This is a genomic window from Thermostichus sp. MS-CIW-40, assembly GCF_054058315.1.
Genome location: NZ_JBSSAC010000009.1, coordinates 64,189 through 80,538 on the forward strand (window position 1 = coordinate 64,189; position 16,350 = coordinate 80,538).

General features: G+C 56.4%; 16 protein-coding genes and 1 pseudogene. 4 read left to right on the forward strand and 13 right to left on the reverse strand.

Translation table 11 applies throughout. The features are described 5' to 3' along the window. Positions 1–196: 196 nt before the first annotated feature. Entirely contained in the window at positions 197–1,138 is a 942-nt protein-coding gene (locus tag ACVWXF_RS04750) for a hypothetical protein (protein WP_457473782.1), read from the forward strand. Between the two features lie 47 nt (positions 1,139–1,185). On the opposite strand, the gene ACVWXF_RS04755 is transcribed toward ACVWXF_RS04750, so the two are convergent. From ACVWXF_RS04755 to selD, 3 genes are all read right to left on the reverse strand, one after another. Further along, the gene (locus ACVWXF_RS04755) at positions 1,186–2,322 is read right to left on the reverse strand and encodes an ABC transporter permease (RefSeq protein WP_457385892.1); all 1,137 of its coding nucleotides are present in this window, start codon (positions 2,320–2,322) and stop codon (positions 1,186–1,188) included. A 142-nt stretch (positions 2,323–2,464) separates the two neighbouring features. Continuing rightward, positions 2,465–2,962, reverse strand: coding sequence for a hypothetical protein (locus tag ACVWXF_RS04760; RefSeq protein WP_457473783.1), 498 nt, complete (start codon positions 2,960–2,962; stop codon positions 2,465–2,467). A 143-nt stretch (positions 2,963–3,105) separates the two neighbouring features. Further along, entirely contained in the window at positions 3,106–4,173 is a 1,068-nt protein-coding gene (gene selD, locus ACVWXF_RS04765; protein ID WP_457473784.1) for a selenide, water dikinase SelD, read from the reverse strand. Positions 4,174–4,290: 117 nt separating this feature from the next. On the opposite strand from selD, the gene ACVWXF_RS04770 reads away from it, so the two are divergent. Continuing rightward, entirely contained in the window at positions 4,291–7,788 is a 3,498-nt protein-coding gene (locus ACVWXF_RS04770; protein ID WP_457440610.1) for a DNA polymerase III subunit alpha, read from the forward strand. Positions 7,789–7,825: 37 nt separating this feature from the next. Here ACVWXF_RS04770 and ACVWXF_RS04775 read toward each other — a convergent pair whose 3' ends face one another. The 10 genes and pseudogenes from ACVWXF_RS04775 to ACVWXF_RS04820 all read right to left on the reverse strand — a co-directional run bounded on the left by ACVWXF_RS04775 (position 7,826) and on the right by ACVWXF_RS04820 (position 14,156). Continuing rightward, positions 7,826–8,092 carry a glutaredoxin family protein gene (locus ACVWXF_RS04775; protein ID WP_457473785.1) on the reverse strand — a complete coding sequence of 89 codons (267 nt, stop codon included), beginning with the start codon at positions 8,090–8,092 and terminating at the stop codon, positions 7,826–7,828. Between the two features lie 9 nt (positions 8,093–8,101). After that, positions 8,102–8,929 carry a carbon-nitrogen hydrolase family protein gene (locus ACVWXF_RS04780; protein WP_457473786.1) on the reverse strand — a complete coding sequence of 276 codons (828 nt, stop codon included), beginning with the start codon at positions 8,927–8,929 and terminating at the stop codon, positions 8,102–8,104. A 40-nt stretch (positions 8,930–8,969) separates the two neighbouring features. Then, positions 8,970–9,191: a DUF2839 domain-containing protein gene (locus ACVWXF_RS04785; RefSeq protein WP_011432808.1), complete on the reverse strand. Its 222-nt coding sequence runs from the start codon at positions 9,189–9,191 to the stop codon at positions 8,970–8,972. Between the two features lie 149 nt (positions 9,192–9,340). After that, positions 9,341–10,087: an anti-sigma factor domain-containing protein gene (locus tag ACVWXF_RS04790; RefSeq protein WP_457473787.1), complete on the reverse strand. Its 747-nt coding sequence runs from the start codon at positions 10,085–10,087 to the stop codon at positions 9,341–9,343. Continuing rightward, positions 10,084–10,665: a sigma-70 family RNA polymerase sigma factor gene (locus ACVWXF_RS04795; RefSeq protein ID WP_457385903.1), complete on the reverse strand. Its 582-nt coding sequence runs from the start codon at positions 10,663–10,665 to the stop codon at positions 10,084–10,086. Before ACVWXF_RS04795 ends, ACVWXF_RS04790 begins: the two co-directional genes overlap by 4 nt. Before the next feature lie 298 nt (positions 10,666–10,963). Beyond that, positions 10,964–11,161, reverse strand: a pseudogene (locus ACVWXF_RS04800) (DUF4394 domain-containing protein); the annotation flags it as partial. Positions 11,162–11,395: 234 nt separating this feature from the next. Beyond that, positions 11,396–11,713, reverse strand: a complete 318-nt coding sequence (locus ACVWXF_RS04805; RefSeq protein WP_457384370.1) for a DUF4394 domain-containing protein — start codon at positions 11,711–11,713, stop codon at positions 11,396–11,398. 341 nt (positions 11,714–12,054) lie between these two features. Continuing rightward, complete coding sequence (locus ACVWXF_RS04810) at positions 12,055–12,837, reverse strand: ABC transporter permease (protein ID WP_457473790.1); 783 nt, start codon at positions 12,835–12,837, stop codon at positions 12,055–12,057. A 17-nt stretch (positions 12,838–12,854) separates the two neighbouring features. Next, positions 12,855–13,598: a class I SAM-dependent methyltransferase gene (locus ACVWXF_RS04815; RefSeq protein ID WP_414329240.1), complete on the reverse strand. Its 744-nt coding sequence runs from the start codon at positions 13,596–13,598 to the stop codon at positions 12,855–12,857. Positions 13,599–13,628: 30 nt separating this feature from the next. After that, positions 13,629–14,156 carry an FHA domain-containing protein gene (locus ACVWXF_RS04820; protein WP_011432802.1) on the reverse strand — a complete coding sequence of 176 codons (528 nt, stop codon included), beginning with the start codon at positions 14,154–14,156 and terminating at the stop codon, positions 13,629–13,631. A 391-nt stretch (positions 14,157–14,547) separates the two neighbouring features. Between ACVWXF_RS04820 and ACVWXF_RS04825 the strand changes: the two genes are divergently transcribed. After that, positions 14,548–15,192, forward strand: a complete 645-nt coding sequence (locus ACVWXF_RS04825) for a DUF3038 domain-containing protein (protein WP_011432801.1) — start codon at positions 14,548–14,550, stop codon at positions 15,190–15,192. Between the two features lie 61 nt (positions 15,193–15,253). Beyond that, positions 15,254–16,201, forward strand: a complete 948-nt coding sequence (locus tag ACVWXF_RS04830) for a DUF4335 domain-containing protein (protein WP_457473788.1) — start codon at positions 15,254–15,256, stop codon at positions 16,199–16,201. Positions 16,202–16,350: the final 149 nt, after the last annotated feature.

The following is a 16,350-nucleotide window of genomic DNA, read 5'->3' on the forward strand; positions in this document are numbered from 1 at the left end:
TATAAAGCGAGAGATCTCAACAAGAGGGAGCTGTCCGAGCAGATAACATCCCGGCTGGTGAGGGTATGCTATGGCCAAGGAATCCAGTTATATTAAGCAAGCGTCAACCCACGTGGCTGGCTTGGAAAACCTGAATTATCAGCAGCTCAGCCTTGACTCTTAGCTCTATTGTCGGCGCCAAGACAGATGGGGGACTATGGCCAGCGATACCATCGGGGTCAGCTCAGCGAGTTTGGGACGGGCAGCCATTCGAGAGCGCAACTACGGCACTGCTTTGCAGTTGCTCCGGCGAGCTTATCGTGCGGATCCCAGCCCAGAGAATGCCCGTTGGCTGGCCACCGCCTACGAAGAAGCGGGGTACCTGCAATTGGCCGCTCTGTACCGAGAATTGGCCCAAGAGCGCAGGGAGACTCCCAAAGCGATTCAATTTCAGGCCCCCAAACCTCCCAGCACCCTTGAGGAGCTGAAGCAGCCATCTCCTGAACCGCCGGATCGCAAGACCATTCCCTTGCCGCAGCCGATCCCACGCCCAACCCCACCCGCATCTCCTCCGGATCAGCCAATTTGGGTTTACAAGCCCACCCCCATCGATCCCAAAAGCATCAGCCGCCAAGCGCCCCTTCGACCTCAAGCTGCAGAGCCTGCCCCTTCCCCTCAACCATCGGCGAAGAGGGACGACTATCTGCCGGTTCAGCACGCCCCGGATTTGAAAAACCCGCAGCAGGGATCCCCCTTTGTGCGGCGACTGAACCAACTGCATCGCCAGTTTAAGGATCAGCCCACAGCGGAACTGGCGCTACAACTGGCGGAAGCCTACGACGAGCAAAAGAACTTTAAAGAGGCCCAGCGCTACTACCGAGAGGTTTTGGATCTGGATGACTCTTGGCTGTTACGACCGATGGTGCAAGAGCGCCTAGAAGAGCTGCGGCAACTGCAGGAGCCAACAACCGAACAGAATCCTTGGGCAGATCTCTCAGCCCAAAACTTGCTCAAGCTAGGAGAAAAGTTGGAACAGGAAGGGGAAGTGGCTCGTGCCGAGCAAGTTTACCGGCAGATCCTGAAAATGGATGCCACCCTGGATGTCCATGCTAAGGCTCGCAAGGGTCTAAACCGGCTCTATCCCGACGGAAAGCGGTGATTTGCAGGCCACTCCATTCCCCTCACTCGGCGCAATGGGGAAGCAGCTCACCCTTCCCGAGGATCGAGGGCGTCCCGCAAACCATCCCCCAGCAGGTTAAAGGATAGAGAGGTCAGCACCACCATCAAAGTGGGGGCCAGCACCAGCCAGGGCTGTAGGATGATCACCGAAGCGTTGGTGGCCAGCGAGAGCATGTTGCCCCAAGAGGCATCCGGCTGTTGGATCCCCAACCCGATGAGGCTCAGCACCGACTCTGCCGCAATGTAGCCGGGCACCGCCAAGGTTGCCGAGATCACCACATAAGTAGCTGTCTGGGGCAAAATATGGCGCACCAGCAGATACAGGGATCCAGCCCCGGCCACCCGCGCTGCCTGCACAAAGTCCCGCTCTCGCAAGGACAGCACCTGCCCGCGAATCACTCTGGCTAGGCCCGCCCAACCGACAAAAGAGAGGATCACCACAATCACCAAAAAGCGCTCGGCATTGCTGAAGGGCACCCCGGTCAGCGGATTTACCTGCAACACCGCTGCCAGCGACACCAGCAGATACAGCGTCGGAATCGACATCAACACCTCTGCCAAGCGCATCAGGAGCGTATCCACCCAGCCCCCAAGGTAGCCGGATATGGCCCCCACCAGCAGACCAATGGGGAAAGAGATGCCAATGCCCACCAAGCCGATAAACAGGCTGACGCGCCCGCCATAGACCAAGCGACTGAAATAGTCCCGACCTTGATCATCTGTGCCCAGCAGGTGCAGCCGTGCCACAGGTGGCTCTTCGCTGATTTGCGATCCCACTTGTCCTGCTTCTGCAACAGGCCGCAGCGGGACGGTGCCGAACAGATGCCGATTGGAGGGGATCAACCCCAACCAACGGTAGGGAGTACCGGCCACAAACAAGCGGATCCCGGCTGGACGGCTGGTATCCACCAAGAGCGGGCGTTCTCCCGTTTCCAGATCCACTGGCCCCTGGCGAGTTGGATAAACGTGGGGCCCAATCCAAGCGCCCGATTCATCCCAAAAGTGAATGGCGGTGGGCGGCAGAAGGGATCCCCCCGGTTGAGATTCCAGTGGGCTGTAGGGGGCAACGAACTCGGCAAAAATGGCGCAGGCGTAGAAAACAAGAAGAATGTAGGCTCCTGCTTGGGCCCATCGATTGCGGCGAAGCCGTTTCCACCACTGCATAAGGCAGAGATTCCAGTCGAGTCCAGTTGAACCAAATGCCAGCAGTGTAGCTGATCGTGTCTCGTTCCAGTTGCAGAGAGGGCTGCAAGGTGTCACCGATTCATGCTGGCAGGACGAGTCCCTTCCCCAGTCCAAGACAAGCTCAGCCTGCCAAGGAATAGCTGGGGCTGTAGAGGGCCGTCATCTCCATCCGCACCGCAGCAATCGTCTGGGGCAGCACCCCCACCAGCCGTGCCAAAATGTCATCGGGCAATTGGCTAACCAAATCCGCAGAGAAAAATTCCTCTAAGCTAAAGAGCAAAACCCGCGCCCGCTGGGCCGGCAGAGGATTATCGGTGATTTGCTGTAGCCAACGCATCCAGTGCAGCCGCTTGGCATAGGCACTTTGCCGCTCTTGGTAGTCTTGCGGATGCAGCAAAACCACATCCCCAATGGGGACAACGCCGCCGGACTCCACATCCAAGGGCCCCCCAACAGCAGCGCCTGGCCCGGCAAACTCAGCATGAAACGTCTTGCAGATGATCAGGGCGTTGTGCCGCTGGGGATCCACCATCAGCAATTGCCCACTGCTGAGGGTTCGAATCAGCTGGCCAGGCTCAACTCGCTGAACCAGACTACGGCAGGGGGGAAGCTCGCTCATAGATCTCAAGATATCCTAACCTTCCCTTGCCTCACATGGTATCTTTAACTTTCTCAGAGCTGCTTGACGCAATCTTCATACTGAGCCCTCTATCGAGACTTTGCATGAGACTTTGCATGGTGAGTATTGCCAGAGGGTCTTCTTCAGGCTGCCGCTGGGCTGAGGCTGATCTTGCCGGTAACATGGATTCTGGTGTCTCCGGCTTGGCATCGGCCAATGCGACGGGCGTAGGGGTAGCCGGCACTGTGCAGCTCTTGCAAGAGCTCTGAGGTGTAGCCGGGATCCACCGCCACCAGCAAGCCCCCGCTGGTTTGGGGATCTGCCAGCAGCAGTTGCTGCCACTCGGGCAGGGATTCTGCCTGTACCCCCTCATAGCCCTGCCAATTGCGACGAGCCGCCCCTGGAAAGATCCCCGCCTCTGCCAGCGAGAGCGCTTCTGCCAAAAACGGAATGGAAGCCAGATCCAAACTGGCCCCCACCCCCGAGCCGCGACAGACTTCCAGCAAGTGTCCCACCAGGCCAAACCCTGTTACATCCGTCATGGCGTGAACTTGCGGTCGCTGGGCCAGTTGCGAGCCGATGCGATTCAGCTGGGTCATCACCTGCAAAACTTCCGCGTAGCCTGCCGCACTGAGCTGACCCTTTTTCAGAGCGGTGGTCATCACCCCGATCCCCAGCGGCTTGGTCAGGATCAGATCGTCCCCGGCTTGGGCCGTGGCATTGCGGCGAATGTGGTGTGGATGGGCCAAACCTGCTGCCACCAAGCCGAAGATGGGCTCCGGCGAATCGATGGAGTGCCCCCCTGCCAAAGGGATCCCGGCTTCTTGGCAAACCTGGATCCCTCCGGCCATGATCCCTTGGATGGCCTGCATCGGCAGGGTATTGACCGGCATGCCCAAAACCGCCAAAGCCAGAATGGGAGTGCCCCCCATCGCGTAGACATCGGAAAGGGCATTGGTCGCCGCGATCCGGCCAAAATCCACCGGCTCATCCACAATCGGCATGAAGAAGTCGGTGGTCAAAATTAGGGCTTGGTGGTCGTTTAGTTGATAGACAGCCGCATCATCGCTGGTTTCAGCTCCCACCAACAAAGCCGGATTTGGGGATAGCAGGGGCACATCCTTAAGAATTTGTTGCAGCAGGGCCGGGGCGATTTTACAGCCGCAGCCACCGCCGTGGGAGTACTGGGTGAGGCGAATGGGAGCATCCATAAATTCAAGAAAAGGGAAAAAACATCAGCTGACTTTACTGTAGCGGCATCTGCAGGCAGTCGAGAAATGGACACGCTGAGTTAAGGTTAAAGGGATCCCACTATCCATAGCGTTGCCATGTCTTTTGTTCCTTTGCATCTCCACAGCGAATACAGCCTCTTGGATGGCGCCAGCCAATTGCCGCGTCTGATCGAGCAGGTGGTCGCTATGGGTTTGCCGGGGCTGGCCCTGACGGATCACGGTGTCATGTATGGGGCGTTAGAGCTGGTGAAACTGTGTAAAAGCAAAGGGATTACTCCAATCATCGGCAATGAAATGTATGTAATCAACGGCGATATCCGCGACAAAAGCCGCAAGTACCCCAAGTATCACCAAGTGGTTCTGGCCAAAAATACCCAGGGCTACAAAAACTTAGTGAAGCTAACCACCATTTCCCATCTACATGGCATTCAAGGGAAAGGGATTTTCTCTCGCCCCTGCATCAACAAAGAGTATTTGGTGCAATACAAGGAAGGGCTGATCGTCACCAGCGGCTGCTTGGCAGGAGAAGTGCCTCAAGCTATTTTGCAGCGGCGGCCAGAAATTGCCCGTGAAGTTGCCGCTTGGTACCAAGAGCAGTTTGGGGATGATTATTACATCGAGATTCAGGATCACGGTTATCAAGAAGATCGCTTTGTCAATGTGCAGTTGGTGCGCATCGCCCGCGAATTGGGGATACCGATCATCCTCACCAACGATAGCCATTTTATTTCCTGCTGGGATGTAGAGGCCCATGATGCTCTGCTCTGCATTCAAACAGGCAAATCCCTTACTGAAAAAAATCGCCTTCGCTACACCGGAACCGAATACCTGAAAAGCCCAGAAGAGATGCGCCGTCTCTGCCGTGACCATTTGGAACAGGAGGTGATTGACGAGGCCATCGCCAACACCCTGAAGGTGCTGGAAAAGATCGAGGGCTATGACCTATTTGGGGAAATGCGCATGCCCGACTACCCGGTTCCACCGGGCCATTCTGCCGATAGCTATCTCACAGAATTGGCCTGGCAGGGGCTGGCGAAGCGCTGCGGTGTTGCTCAGCCGGATCAGATCCCCCAAAACTACCAGGAGCGCCTGCGCTTTGAGCTGAACATCATCCAACAAAAGGGCTTCTCCAGCTATTTCCTGGTGGTCTGGGACTACGTTCGCTATGCCCGCGAGCAGGGGATCCCGGTGGGGCCGGGGCGAGGCTCGGCAGCAGGATCCCTGGTGGCCTATGCCCTACAAATTACCAACATTGACCCGGTTAAATACGGCCTACTGTTTGAGCGATTTCTCAATCCAGAACGTCAATCGATGCCGGATATCGATACGGATTTTTGCATCGAGCGGCGGGGAGAGCTGATCGACTATGTGACCCGCAAATACGGCCAAGAGCGAGTCGCCCAGATCATCACCTTTAACCGCATGACCTCTAAAGCCATTCTCAAAGATGTCGGTCGAGTCTTAGACATTCCCTACTCAGAAGCCGACAAAATGGCGAAATTGATCCCGGTATCCCGAGGCAAGCCCGCAAAATTGGAAGAGATGATTGGCGAGGATACTCCCGCTCCAGAGTTCAAAGAAAAATACGAGAAAGACCCAACCACCCACCGCTGGATCGAGCTGGCACGTTTGTTGGAGGGCACCAACAAAACCTTCGGGGTTCACGCTGCCGGTGTGGTGATTGCTAAGGATCCCTTAGATGAGATCGTGCCTCTGCAGTACAACAATGAAGGCCAAATTATCACCCAGTACTCGATGGAAGATATCGAGTCTTTGGGCTTGCTGAAGATGGACTTTTTGGGTCTGCGCAACCTGACGATGATTCAGCGGGCAGTGGAACTGATCCGAGAACACAATGGCGTCAATATAGATCTGGATAACCTACCCCTAGACGACAAGAAAACCTACCAGCTTTTGGAAAAGGGAGAGCTGGAAGGGATCTTCCAACTGGAATCTTCTGGCATGAAGCAGGTGGTGCGGGAGCTCAAACCTTCCAACCTGGAAGATATTTCTTCAGTATTGGCCTTGTACCGGCCAGGCCCATTGGATACGGGAATGATCCCCGACTTTATCGATCGCAAGCACGGTCGCAAACCGGTAACCTATGCCCACGAACTCCTCAAGCCCATTCTTCAGGATACCTACGGAGCTATCCTCTACCAGGAACAGATCATGCGCATTGCCCAAGACATGGCCGGATACACCTTAGGCCAAGCCGATCTGCTGCGGCGAGCGATGGGGAAAAAGAAAGTCTCTGAGATGGAAAAACACCGCGAGCAATTTGTGCAGGGGGCAGCCAAGCGGGGTGTAAGCCAAGAAGTTGCCACAGAATTGTTTGATCAAATGGTTGCTTTTGCCGAGTATTGCTTCAATAAATCGCATTCTACTGCCTATGGGTTGATTACTTTTCAAACAGCTTACCTCAAGGCCAATTACCCAACGGAATATATGGCAGCCTTGCTCTCTTCTGTGGGGGGAGATCAGGATAAGGTACAGCGCTACATTACCTATTGCTTGTCAATTGGGATCCAAATTCAGCCGCCGGATATCAACCGTTCTGGAATGGACTTTACTCCCCAGGGATCCAGCATTTTGTTTGGTCTGGGGGCAGTGAAGAATGTAGGGGAGGGGGCCATTCAAAACATTTTGGCTGCCCGTCAAGCTGATGGCCCCTTCACCTCTCTGGCGGATTTTTGCCAGCGGGTGGATCTGCGCATTGTTAACCGTCGTGCCCTGGAGGCCCTGATTTGTGCGGGCGCTTTTGATTGTATTTCTGGAAATCGTAAACAACTAATTGCCGATTTGGATCCCATCCTCAGTTGGGCAGCGCAGCGAGCCAAGTCCAAAGCCATCGGCCAAGCCAGCTTGTTCGATCTACTGGGGAGCAATAGCAGCGCCGGCAATGGATTTGTGGAGGCTCCGCGTGGGCCGGCTACTGAAGATTTTCCACCTCAGGAAAAGTTGAGGCTAGAACGGGAGCTGCTGGGGTTTTATGTCTCGGATCATCCGCTGCGGCGCATTCAGGAGCAAGCGCGGCTGCTGGCCCCTGTAAACCTAGCTGACTTGGGCGGCTGCGCAGCCGATGCCTCTGTGGGCGTTCTCGCCCTGGTGACTGCCATTAAAAATGTCACAACCAAGAAAGGGGATCGCATGGCCATTTTGCAACTGGAAGATCTCACCGGCAGTTGTGAAGCAGTGATCTTCCCCAAAACCTATGAACGTTTGCGCGGTTGCCTGGAGGTGGATCAACGGCTGTGGGTCTGGGCCAAAGTGGATCAGCGGGATGAACAGGTGCAACTGATTGTGGAAGATTTACAACCGATTGAATCTGTTAGTTGGGTAACGGTGGAGATCCCTCTCGACTCTGCCGGGACACTGGAGGATCGATATCGTTTACAAACCTTGATCGCCCGCCAACGCTCGGAAATTAAAGAAGAAAATCGCATTCCTGTCGTGGCTGCCATCACCGCCCATCCCCATACCCTTTGGGTGAGAATGGGATCCCAATTTTGGGTTAACAATGCCCAAGCCGCCGTTGAAGCCCTGCGTCAAGCCGGCTACACCGCCCGCAGCGAATCGCTGCTCTCTCCATAGGCATGGCAGAGAAAGCTCCGGCAGCAGCAGGAGAAATTCAACGGAGCTGTTTCTCAAGCCAAGCCCGCAACTGGCTCACCGTCAGCCGAGGGGAAGGACGTGGCAAAGGTCGCTCGGGATCCCCTGCCAGGGTGAGCACGGGAACTTCCAGTTGGTATTGCTCCCACCAACTCGGGTTGGAGGTGATGTCGCGGATTTCCAACAGGGTGATCTCAGGGATTTGCCGCAACTTCTCCACCAAGCTCTCGCAGAGGTGGCAGCCGGGTTTGCTGTAGAGAATCAGCGCAGGCCAAGGGGATGGCATAGCGGATCCCTAGCGGGTGACGGTGCAGGCCAGCCGACGGTGTTGTAGGGAAGGCATCTGCCGCCTGACCAACTGGAAACGCTCTGGGTTAATTTCAGCAATGGCCACCCCCGGTTTTTCGCCACCCGCATCCGCCAAGATAGTCCCCCAGGGGTCCACGATCATGGCATGGCCGTGACATTGCCGCCGCTCGTAGTGGGTGCCCACCTGGGTGGGAGCGATGACATAGCAGGTGTTCTCAATGGCCCGGCATTGCAGCAAAACCTGCCAGTGATCCCGACCCGTGTAGGCCGTGAAGGCGGCAGGGATGAGCAAAATCTGGGCTCCGCGATCCACCAGGGATCGGTACAGCTCTGGAAAGCGTACGTCGTAGCAGACCGACAAACCGAGGTTCCCCAGTTGCTCTTGCTCGCAGGTGACCACCTCATCTCCGCTGACCACCGTGTTCGACTCGCGGTAGGTATTGCCATCGGGCAGATTGACATCGAACAGGTGAATTTTGCGATAACGGGCCAGCTCTTTGCCGTCAGGGCTGTAGAGGGCAGCGGTATTGTAAACTTTGCCCTGCCCGTCCGGCACAGGATACCCTCCTCCCAAAATAAATACTTGGTAACGCTGGGCCATCTTGCTCAGAAACTCCTCAGCCCGCTCCGCAATCTCGGGGGCAAGGCGGGCTTTCTCGGCTTCCGGCCCCATGAAGGCAAAGTTTTCTGGTAGCGTCACCAGCTCGCATCCCTGGCGCACTGCAAAGTCGATCCACTCTTCCGCCTGCTGCAAGTTGCTGGCCAGATCGGGAATGCTGGTCATTTGAATGGCGGCTGCCAGATAAGAGCGCATAGACGGAAACTCCAAAGGATGCTAAAGGGGATCCGGCCGGCTAGCCGACCAGATGCCACCAGCCCAAGGCAGGCCCCACAAATCGGATCACAACCCAAACAATCGCCAGCAGAATAATGCCTGCCCAAGCACCACGGGTTGTCCAATTGTAGATCGCGCGAGCTTGCCCTTTGGTGAGGGGAATGTCTTTGAGGTTGGGAAACACCAGCTCTTGGTCGGGATCTTGGCTGATGCGGGTTTTACGGCGCTTTGCTTCGCCCATGGGGTAGCCTCCGAGTTCTTCGCCGGGTGGCGACTTTTATCTTAAGGTTTTCTGTCTGGGTCACAAGACTGGGTGGATATCAATCTGCATAATAATCGCCTATTTACGCCATCAGGCCACGCCAATCCATGGGCCTGCCGATGCTTTCCCTAGCCGGAAATCCACAAGGGGGATCCTTCGTGCTCTTGGGGACGCTCGCTGTCCTCTTCGCTAATGGCCACAGCCCGCACCCATTCTGCAGATTCAAACACCGGCGGTAGGCGCAGCTCCTGTTGGCGGTTTCCTGTTTCATCCACCGGAAAAGCTGCCATGAGGATGGCCCCCGCACTATCGGTGGTGAAGGGCGCCTCAGGATCCACCACCACCCACAGGGCATAGACCCGGCCTTCCGGCAGAGGTGGCAAACCTTGGGCCACCAATCGCCCTTGCAAGCGCTGGGGATCCACCTCAAGCTTGACCGAGCCGGCCAGGTTCTCCGCAGTCGGCTGCAATTCATAGGTCAACACCTCGCCAGGGATCCCTTGCGTCTGGGCTAGCTGCAGCCTGCGCCACAGGTAGAGGTTCCCCAGCCCCAAAGCGACGATCAAGCCTGCGGCCACCGCCCCCAAGCCCCGCTGCCAGAGACGGGATCCCTTGGCAATCCAGGCGGGGGTGCGCATCGGTTGGGCTGCCTGCGCCTGCAACAGAGAAGCCCGCAGGGTAGGGGGGGGTTGCTTTTCCTCTATACCGTAGGCTGTCTCCAATGCCTGTTGCAAAGCCTGCAGTTCTCGGTGCAGCTCCGGGCGCAGCTTGAGCAATGCCTCCAGCCGGTCGGCCTCTTCCGGGGAGAGATCCCCCAGCACATAGCCTGCCAGCCACAGTTGCAGTTCTTCGGGAGACACAGATTCGGCTTTCATGAGGGGCCTCCCAACAACTCGCGCAGCCGCAGCAGAGCCCGCCGAGCTCTGGCTTTGACCGTTCCCAAAGGCAGATCCAGTTGCTTGGCAATTTCCGTTTGGCTCATGCCTTCGTAATAGGCCATCTTTAAGACTTGCCGTTGACTTTCGGACAACTCGGCCAAGGCCGTTTGCACCTCGGCCACCCGTTCCGCTTGGGCCAACTGCTCCAAGGTGGGATCCGCAGCAGGACTACCCTGCAATTCCACTCTGCCCTGTTCCAGGGAGCGCTGTCGATTCCGCCAAGAGCGCAGCCGATCCAAACAGCGAGAGCGAGCCAAGATGCTCAGGTAGGTGCGCAGGGATCCCCGTCTGGGATCAAAGGAGGAACGAGCCAAGTTCAAAAAAATATCCTGGGTGAGATCTTCGGCTTCGGCAGTACTGCCCAGCATTTTGCAGGCAATTCCGTACACCAAGCCGGCATGTCGGTCGTAGAGAATGGCCAGAGCTTGTGACCGGCCTGCTTTTAGGGCTGCAAACACCTCTGCATCGGTTTTTTCCTGCAGGGATCCCTCAGCTTTGTCACCCTCGATCTTCATGAGTGGGAAGAGGAAACGGGATGGAAAAGAGAAAGAAACTGCAGAGGCACAAGCATCGCCCAGAGTAATCCAAGCAGGGCAGCGGCTCTCATAATTTATCGTCTGCATAGGCGAAGGTCAACCCTGACTTGTGGGGAAATAGAAGGCCCAATCCTGAGCTGGGATCGGGCCGGGTCAAGGATCAACAACAGCAACGATCTCAAAACGATTCCAACAATTGGTTCCAAATCAATGAATCCAAAACATTGATTAATGTTGATTAACCTTGATTTAGATAGGCAAATGGGAATCGGCTTTCCTAGAGGGCGGCCAAGCCAAAGAACGGCCCACCCGGCAGCGTGCCCAGGGATGTGGCCCGACCGGTGTTTAGGTCAATTCGATACAAGGTGGAGCCGCCGATGGCAAAGCCGGTATCCACTCCATCAGCAGTACGGATGTCAAACCCACCCATAGGGCCGAAGTTCACCCCCAGAGGGCCAATGGGCACCTGAACCCCATCGTTGGGGGGTTAACAGCAGCTGCTGTTTTTATCATCGTTTATTTGAGCGGTTCTAGGTTCACGGCAAGTTGACGGCAGCTACGGTTTTTGTTACCACCGATCTAGTTAGCTTTGCTAACTCTACCTCAAGTTCTGGGGGAAGTCGCGCCTGTGGAGATTCCTCTGCCGGGGTTGGGTCAAAAGCTCAGCTAGGTAAGGGTCGTAGAAGCAGGAAGCAACCGGTTGTTTAGTTCATCCTGGGCGGTGAAATAAACGACCATGAGTTGCGGAACGGTTGAAATCCATGCCAGAAAGCGTGCCCGCGGTGAAGGGAACCGACAGAGTGCTGGCCACGGTAGCGACACCGGTCTGCAAGTTGATGGTGTAAAGGATGCTGGTGTCGGTCAGCCCGTAAAGCAGCCGGTTGGCAGGGCGCACATCGATACCAATGAGGTTGCCGTTCACTCCTGTTACCGTCAGGGATCCTTGCACAGAAGCATCGGCGGAGCGGATAAAGGTGAGGCGGTTGCCGCTGCTCAAAGCCACCAAATCCGCTTGGGAAGGCATCATCGAAGACGAAGTGCTGCTGCCACAGCCCAAGAGAGCAAAACTGCCGGCTATCACAGATGCTGCTACAAAGCTTGTGTGTTTGTGCATTGAACAGGCTCCTTAAAAGATCGACAAACCATCAAAACCACTGACAGACAAGCCCCCCTAAACCACAGAGCCTGTGGCTGCAAAGCGCTGCAGTGAAAACTTTTTTGCCCTCAACCCAGAGAACTCTGCGATTCCCTCTGCCTTGTACTGAAGGCAGTTGTTCTCCGCGATGTCAGCGCGTGGGGCGCGTCTGTAGAAATTACTCAACTCCTGGAAACTCGGATGCCTGGGATCCAAGCTTTTTGGCCCAGACTTTAACTGGAAGCGCTGGTGTAGAAGCGCAGGGCAAAGCGCCAGAAGAGATGGGATCCCCACAACAGCCCTGCCGCCAGCAGAGCGGATCCCAGCAGCCACGGCCATTGGGCTCGCCCCAGCAGGGTCTCCGCCGGGATGGTGGTCAGGAAAGCCACCGGCACGACGAAGGTGAAAAACACGCGGTAGGCCACCGGATAGGCCACTATCGGAAATCGTCCTGCCTCTACTAGGCCCCGCAGCACCTCGGTGACGTTGTAGATTTTAACAAACCAAATGCTGGTGGCTCCCAACATAAACCAGAGGCTATAGAGGATGATCAGCCCCAGCAGCAGAGGCAACAGCCCCACCGCATAGGCCCACCCGGGCAAGCCCAACTGGATCCCGGCATGGAGAATGAGCAGTGGGCCAAAACCCACATCCGTCAAGCCCCAGGGGGAAAACACCCTGGCCGACAGCCAAAACTGGCTGCTTATTGGCTTTAGCAAAACAAAATCCAAGGTGCCTTCCTGCACCTGCTGCACAATGCGATTGAGGTTGACGTTAAAGAGACTGGCCGACATCCCCTGCAGAATGGTGAACACCCCCAACACGATGAGGGCTTCCGGCCAACTCCAACCGCCCAGCCGGTGCCCCTGCTGGTAAAACAACGACAGCCCAAACAGAGCGGATCCCAAGCCACCCAGACTGCTGAGGCTGGCAAAGAAAAAATTGGCACGGTACTCCATTTCTGCCGCGATTGAGGTGCTCCAAAACAGCCACAATATCCGCAAATAGCGCAGCACCTTGGTTTTCTCCAATCTCAGCTTTTATCCCACTTGCGGTAACAGCGGGCGGTAATGAAATAGGGGTGAAACACCTCCAAAAAACGGCTTTGCAGCACCTGAAAGAATTGCTCTACCTTTTGCGGGTCGTCCAGGTGAAAAGGAAACTCGCCGTTAAACCCCTTGAAAAAGTACCAGTTGATCAAAAGCTTACCTGACGGCTTGAGCCAGTCGTAAAACTGCCGCAACTGCGCTGCCGGATCCGCCAGATGTTCCACCACATCGAAGCAGATGACCGTGTCAAAAAAGATCTCTTCTGGGAAGTTTTCTGGACAGTGGATGCGCTCGGTTAAGCCCAGCTTTTCCGCCCGCCATTGCACAAACTGCCGATGGATGGGGTTGATATCCCAGAAGATCACCTGATCCACCGCTGCGCAGAGGGCCGCCCCGATAGCATGGGTGCCGATGCCGCCGCCAAAATCCAACACCAACCCGCGGGCATGATCCGCCACCAGGCGTAAGGTATCGCCGATGTAGTCGGTGCTGCTCAGGTGCCAAGCCGCCAAATCCAGCAGATAGGCGGATCTCACCTGATCCCGATAAAACGCATCTGCCCGATCCCAGCCAAAGTCTCGCCGGCCCAACTCCGCCAATTGCTGCTGCCCTGCCCGCAGTTTCTCCCGCAGATCGGCAGCCCCAAGGCCCAGGAAGGATCCCAGATGGGCTTCTAGGTCAAAGGCATTTTGCCAGTAGCCGCTCAGAGCAGGTGGGATGGGGGGCACAGGAGGATTCAGAAGACTGGTTGGGTTGGCTTAGGCAACAGTGAAATCCTCTTCCTCTGGCTGAGCCAGGTTTTCCGGGTTCGGCTCCGTGTCTTTATTAAAATCAAAGGTGGATGGGGATGTAGAGCTAGCAGCATCCAGAGGCTGCAATAACTTGGCTAGGGTTTCCGGGCTGAGTCGATCCGTTGTCTCCACAATTGCTGTTACGTTCGGCCCAAACCTTATCTTATCTAGGAGCTGAAGGCGATGGGACAAAACCCGTTTTCCGTTGACGAACAGGCCATTGGTGCTGGGCCTGGATCCCGGACTGCCATCGAATACCATGTAGCTGTACTGCAGGGATCCCTGTGCAGTTGGCCCTGAACCTGGAATGCGGATGAGGGAAGCGTGTTTCCGAGAGACGCAGGGATCGTAAAGGCGAATATGATTGTCTTTAGACCGTCCCACTGAGTAATAGATACTATCCAGAACAACCCCCCTCTGCCCCAATCGATCCCTGAAGATCAAGACCCAGTGAACAGGGACAGGCTGAGTACTGCAGCGAGCAGAAGAGGCCATGATGAATCAAGCTGCACCTAGAGTCGCTGGTGTCAACAAAAGGGAAACTCAATGAAGGTGGGTAGTCACTTAGCTCTTAAAGGCCAAAGCAGCAGCTGCTTTCCCCATTATAAGTAGCCATCCCCCTGAGTCCAAAAGCCCAAGCTCAGCTAGGAGTAGGGGTGTTGCCGAAACAGAAACCGGCCCAGAAAACCCATTCTTATTGGTCTAAGATGCATCCAGAGTTACCCCGTTTTGGGGAAGAACCCTGAGAGCTCAACTCTCGGCAGGCTGGCGAGCAGTCTAGCATGCCCAAAGTCTTTTAGACTAGAGCGCAGGGAGGTAGGTTGCAGGTTTGGCTTGGACAGGAGATCATAGAGTTTCGTCGAAACCCAAAGCTCCCATTGACAGCGTGACGGTGGAACACAAGCACATTCAGTTAGACAGTCGGCCCGTTGGCCTGAACACAGCCACCGGTACCATCAAAGCCCAGTTGGACTTGCTACTGCTGGGGTTGGAGTCCCTGAGCGGAGAAAGTTCCGAAGCGGTTCTGGCCGCAGCCAAAGCCCTCAACTTGGAAGAGCAGATTGGCGACCGGGTGACCCTCTGGCGACTGCGCAATGCTAACCCCTTGCGCCGCAGCAGCGGTGGGCGCAAAAAGGTCGATATCGAAGAGGCCCGCGCCCTGGTGATGGTGATTGCCTATCTGGCTGCTCAGCAACAAGCCCGTATCCGCAGCACCTTGGAGCAACTGGAAGCCGCTGTCGATCAAGAGCTCAGCCCCTTCCGTCAGCCGCTGGTGGGAGATTACTTGGATGAATTCCTCTCTCACTACCGCAGCCGCATGGTGGATGGGGATGTGCGCGATGAGAATAGCCTCACCGAGCTGGCCCTGCGCATCTTGATTGAGCTGATGTTCTACAGTAGCCCGAAAGGCGCTCAGCGCCTGTGGAAAGCCTTGCTCAGCCGTCCTGAGATGGATTTGCCCGCCGGCAGCGATCTGGAAGAAGAGGGGGTGGCCCACAGCTCCGGCCCCGATGCCTCACCCTCTTCTTGAGGCAGTTTTGTCAATTATCGCCTCTGTAGCCCTCTACCCGTGTTGTTCGCCCGCAGTTGCCATGCCCAACCTTACCCTGGTTAGCCACACCTATCAACAGCCCACTTCTACGCTGACTGTACGGGGAGAAGCCCCTGCCGATTCCAATTCTTCAGACTCCTCTGCAACGCCGCCGCTGCAAGCCATCCAGCGCAGCTTCGAGTGTCAGTTGGAAATCCGCCAGGGGGAGACAGTCAAAACTTTACACGGCGATAACGTTTGGCTCAACGATTTGATCACCGTAATCGACCGCTACGTGGGATCCCACTTGAGTGGGGAACCCAAGGGAACCTTCAGCGGTACCGTGGCCATCCGTCCGCTTGATTTTATTTTTCATCGTCTCACGGTGCGCCAAGGGGAAGATCGCATCGCACAAGTAGATCTGTCGATGACGCAGTTGTACGACCTGCTGGAGAACCTCTCCCAGGTGGCCGACGATATTCCCCAACTGGCCAGTCTGGGAACTTCGGTGGCGCGGGCTTGGTATCGACAGCCCACCGGGATCGCGGCCCTGCTGGTGGGAGGGATCGCAGTTGTGGCCGGTGTTGGGATCTGGGCCAGTCGCCCCCCTAGGGATCCCACAGTTTCCCCTTCCCCGCAAGAGCAGCTCACCATCCCTGCCTTGACGGGTCAATCGCAGCCTTTGGCCACATCCCTCCAAGAATCTGACCCAACAGCGGGAAGAGAGGCAGCAGGGGCGGATCCCCTTTCCCGTCTGCGAGACATTTTGGCAGAGCAGTGGCAGTCTCCCCCCGATTGGCCAGAGAGCTTGGTCTACCGGGTAACGGTGGATAGGACGGGATCCCCCCTGGCCGCCGAGCCGGAGGATGCGCTGGCCCGGGAGCGTCGCGCCGAAACCCCCTTTGCCAACCTGCCGGAGCTACCGCCGGATCCCTTGCCAACAGGCGCACAACAGTTCCGCGTCAGCCTAGAGCCGGGCAACCAGGTGGAAGTAACCCAGGACAGGTAGGCATCCCGACAGGCCAAGCTGGGGTGGGTCAGCACTATAGTCTACCTAGGGATGTTACAGCCTGTTAAGGGCTCAAGGGGTACAATAGCAGCACTTAGCAAACCAACTTCGGAAGGAGGATGGATTGATCAGTAGTAAAGAAGTCTTCA

Excerpts from the sequence above, each read along its gene's own strand:
- ACVWXF_RS04760 (WP_457473783.1), bottom strand. The coding sequence starts at position 2,962 with ATGAGCGAGCTTCCCCCCTGCCGTAGTCTGGTTCAGCGAGTTGAGCCT.
- ACVWXF_RS04805 (WP_457384370.1), bottom strand. The coding sequence starts at position 11,713 with ATGATGCCTTCCCAAGCGGATTTGGTGGCTTTGAGCAGCGGCAACCGC.
- ACVWXF_RS04785 (WP_011432808.1), bottom strand. The coding sequence starts at position 9,191 with ATGGGCGAAGCAAAGCGCCGTAAAACCCGCATCAGCCAAGATCCCGAC.
- ACVWXF_RS04795 (WP_457385903.1), bottom strand. The coding sequence starts at position 10,665 with ATGAAGATCGAGGGTGACAAAGCTGAGGGATCCCTGCAGGAAAAAACC.
- ACVWXF_RS04820 (WP_011432802.1), bottom strand. The coding sequence starts at position 14,156 with ATGGCCTCTTCTGCTCGCTGCAGTACTCAGCCTGTCCCTGTTCACTGG.
- ACVWXF_RS04750 (WP_457473782.1), top strand. The coding sequence starts at position 197 with ATGGCCAGCGATACCATCGGGGTCAGCTCAGCGAGTTTGGGACGGGCA.
- ACVWXF_RS04775 (WP_457473785.1), bottom strand. The coding sequence starts at position 8,092 with ATGCCATCCCCTTGGCCTGCGCTGATTCTCTACAGCAAACCCGGCTGC.
- ACVWXF_RS04770 (WP_457440610.1), top strand. The coding sequence starts at position 4,291 with ATGTCTTTTGTTCCTTTGCATCTCCACAGCGAATACAGCCTCTTGGAT.
- ACVWXF_RS04830 (WP_457473788.1), top strand. The coding sequence starts at position 15,254 with ATGCCCAACCTTACCCTGGTTAGCCACACCTATCAACAGCCCACTTCT.
- ACVWXF_RS04790 (WP_457473787.1), bottom strand. The coding sequence starts at position 10,087 with ATGAAAGCCGAATCTGTGTCTCCCGAAGAACTGCAACTGTGGCTGGCA.
- ACVWXF_RS04780 (WP_457473786.1), bottom strand. The coding sequence starts at position 8,929 with ATGCGCTCTTATCTGGCAGCCGCCATTCAAATGACCAGCATTCCCGAT.
- selD (WP_457473784.1), bottom strand. The coding sequence starts at position 4,173 with ATGGATGCTCCCATTCGCCTCACCCAGTACTCCCACGGCGGTGGCTGC.
- ACVWXF_RS04755 (WP_457385892.1), bottom strand. The coding sequence starts at position 2,322 with ATGCAGTGGTGGAAACGGCTTCGCCGCAATCGATGGGCCCAAGCAGGA.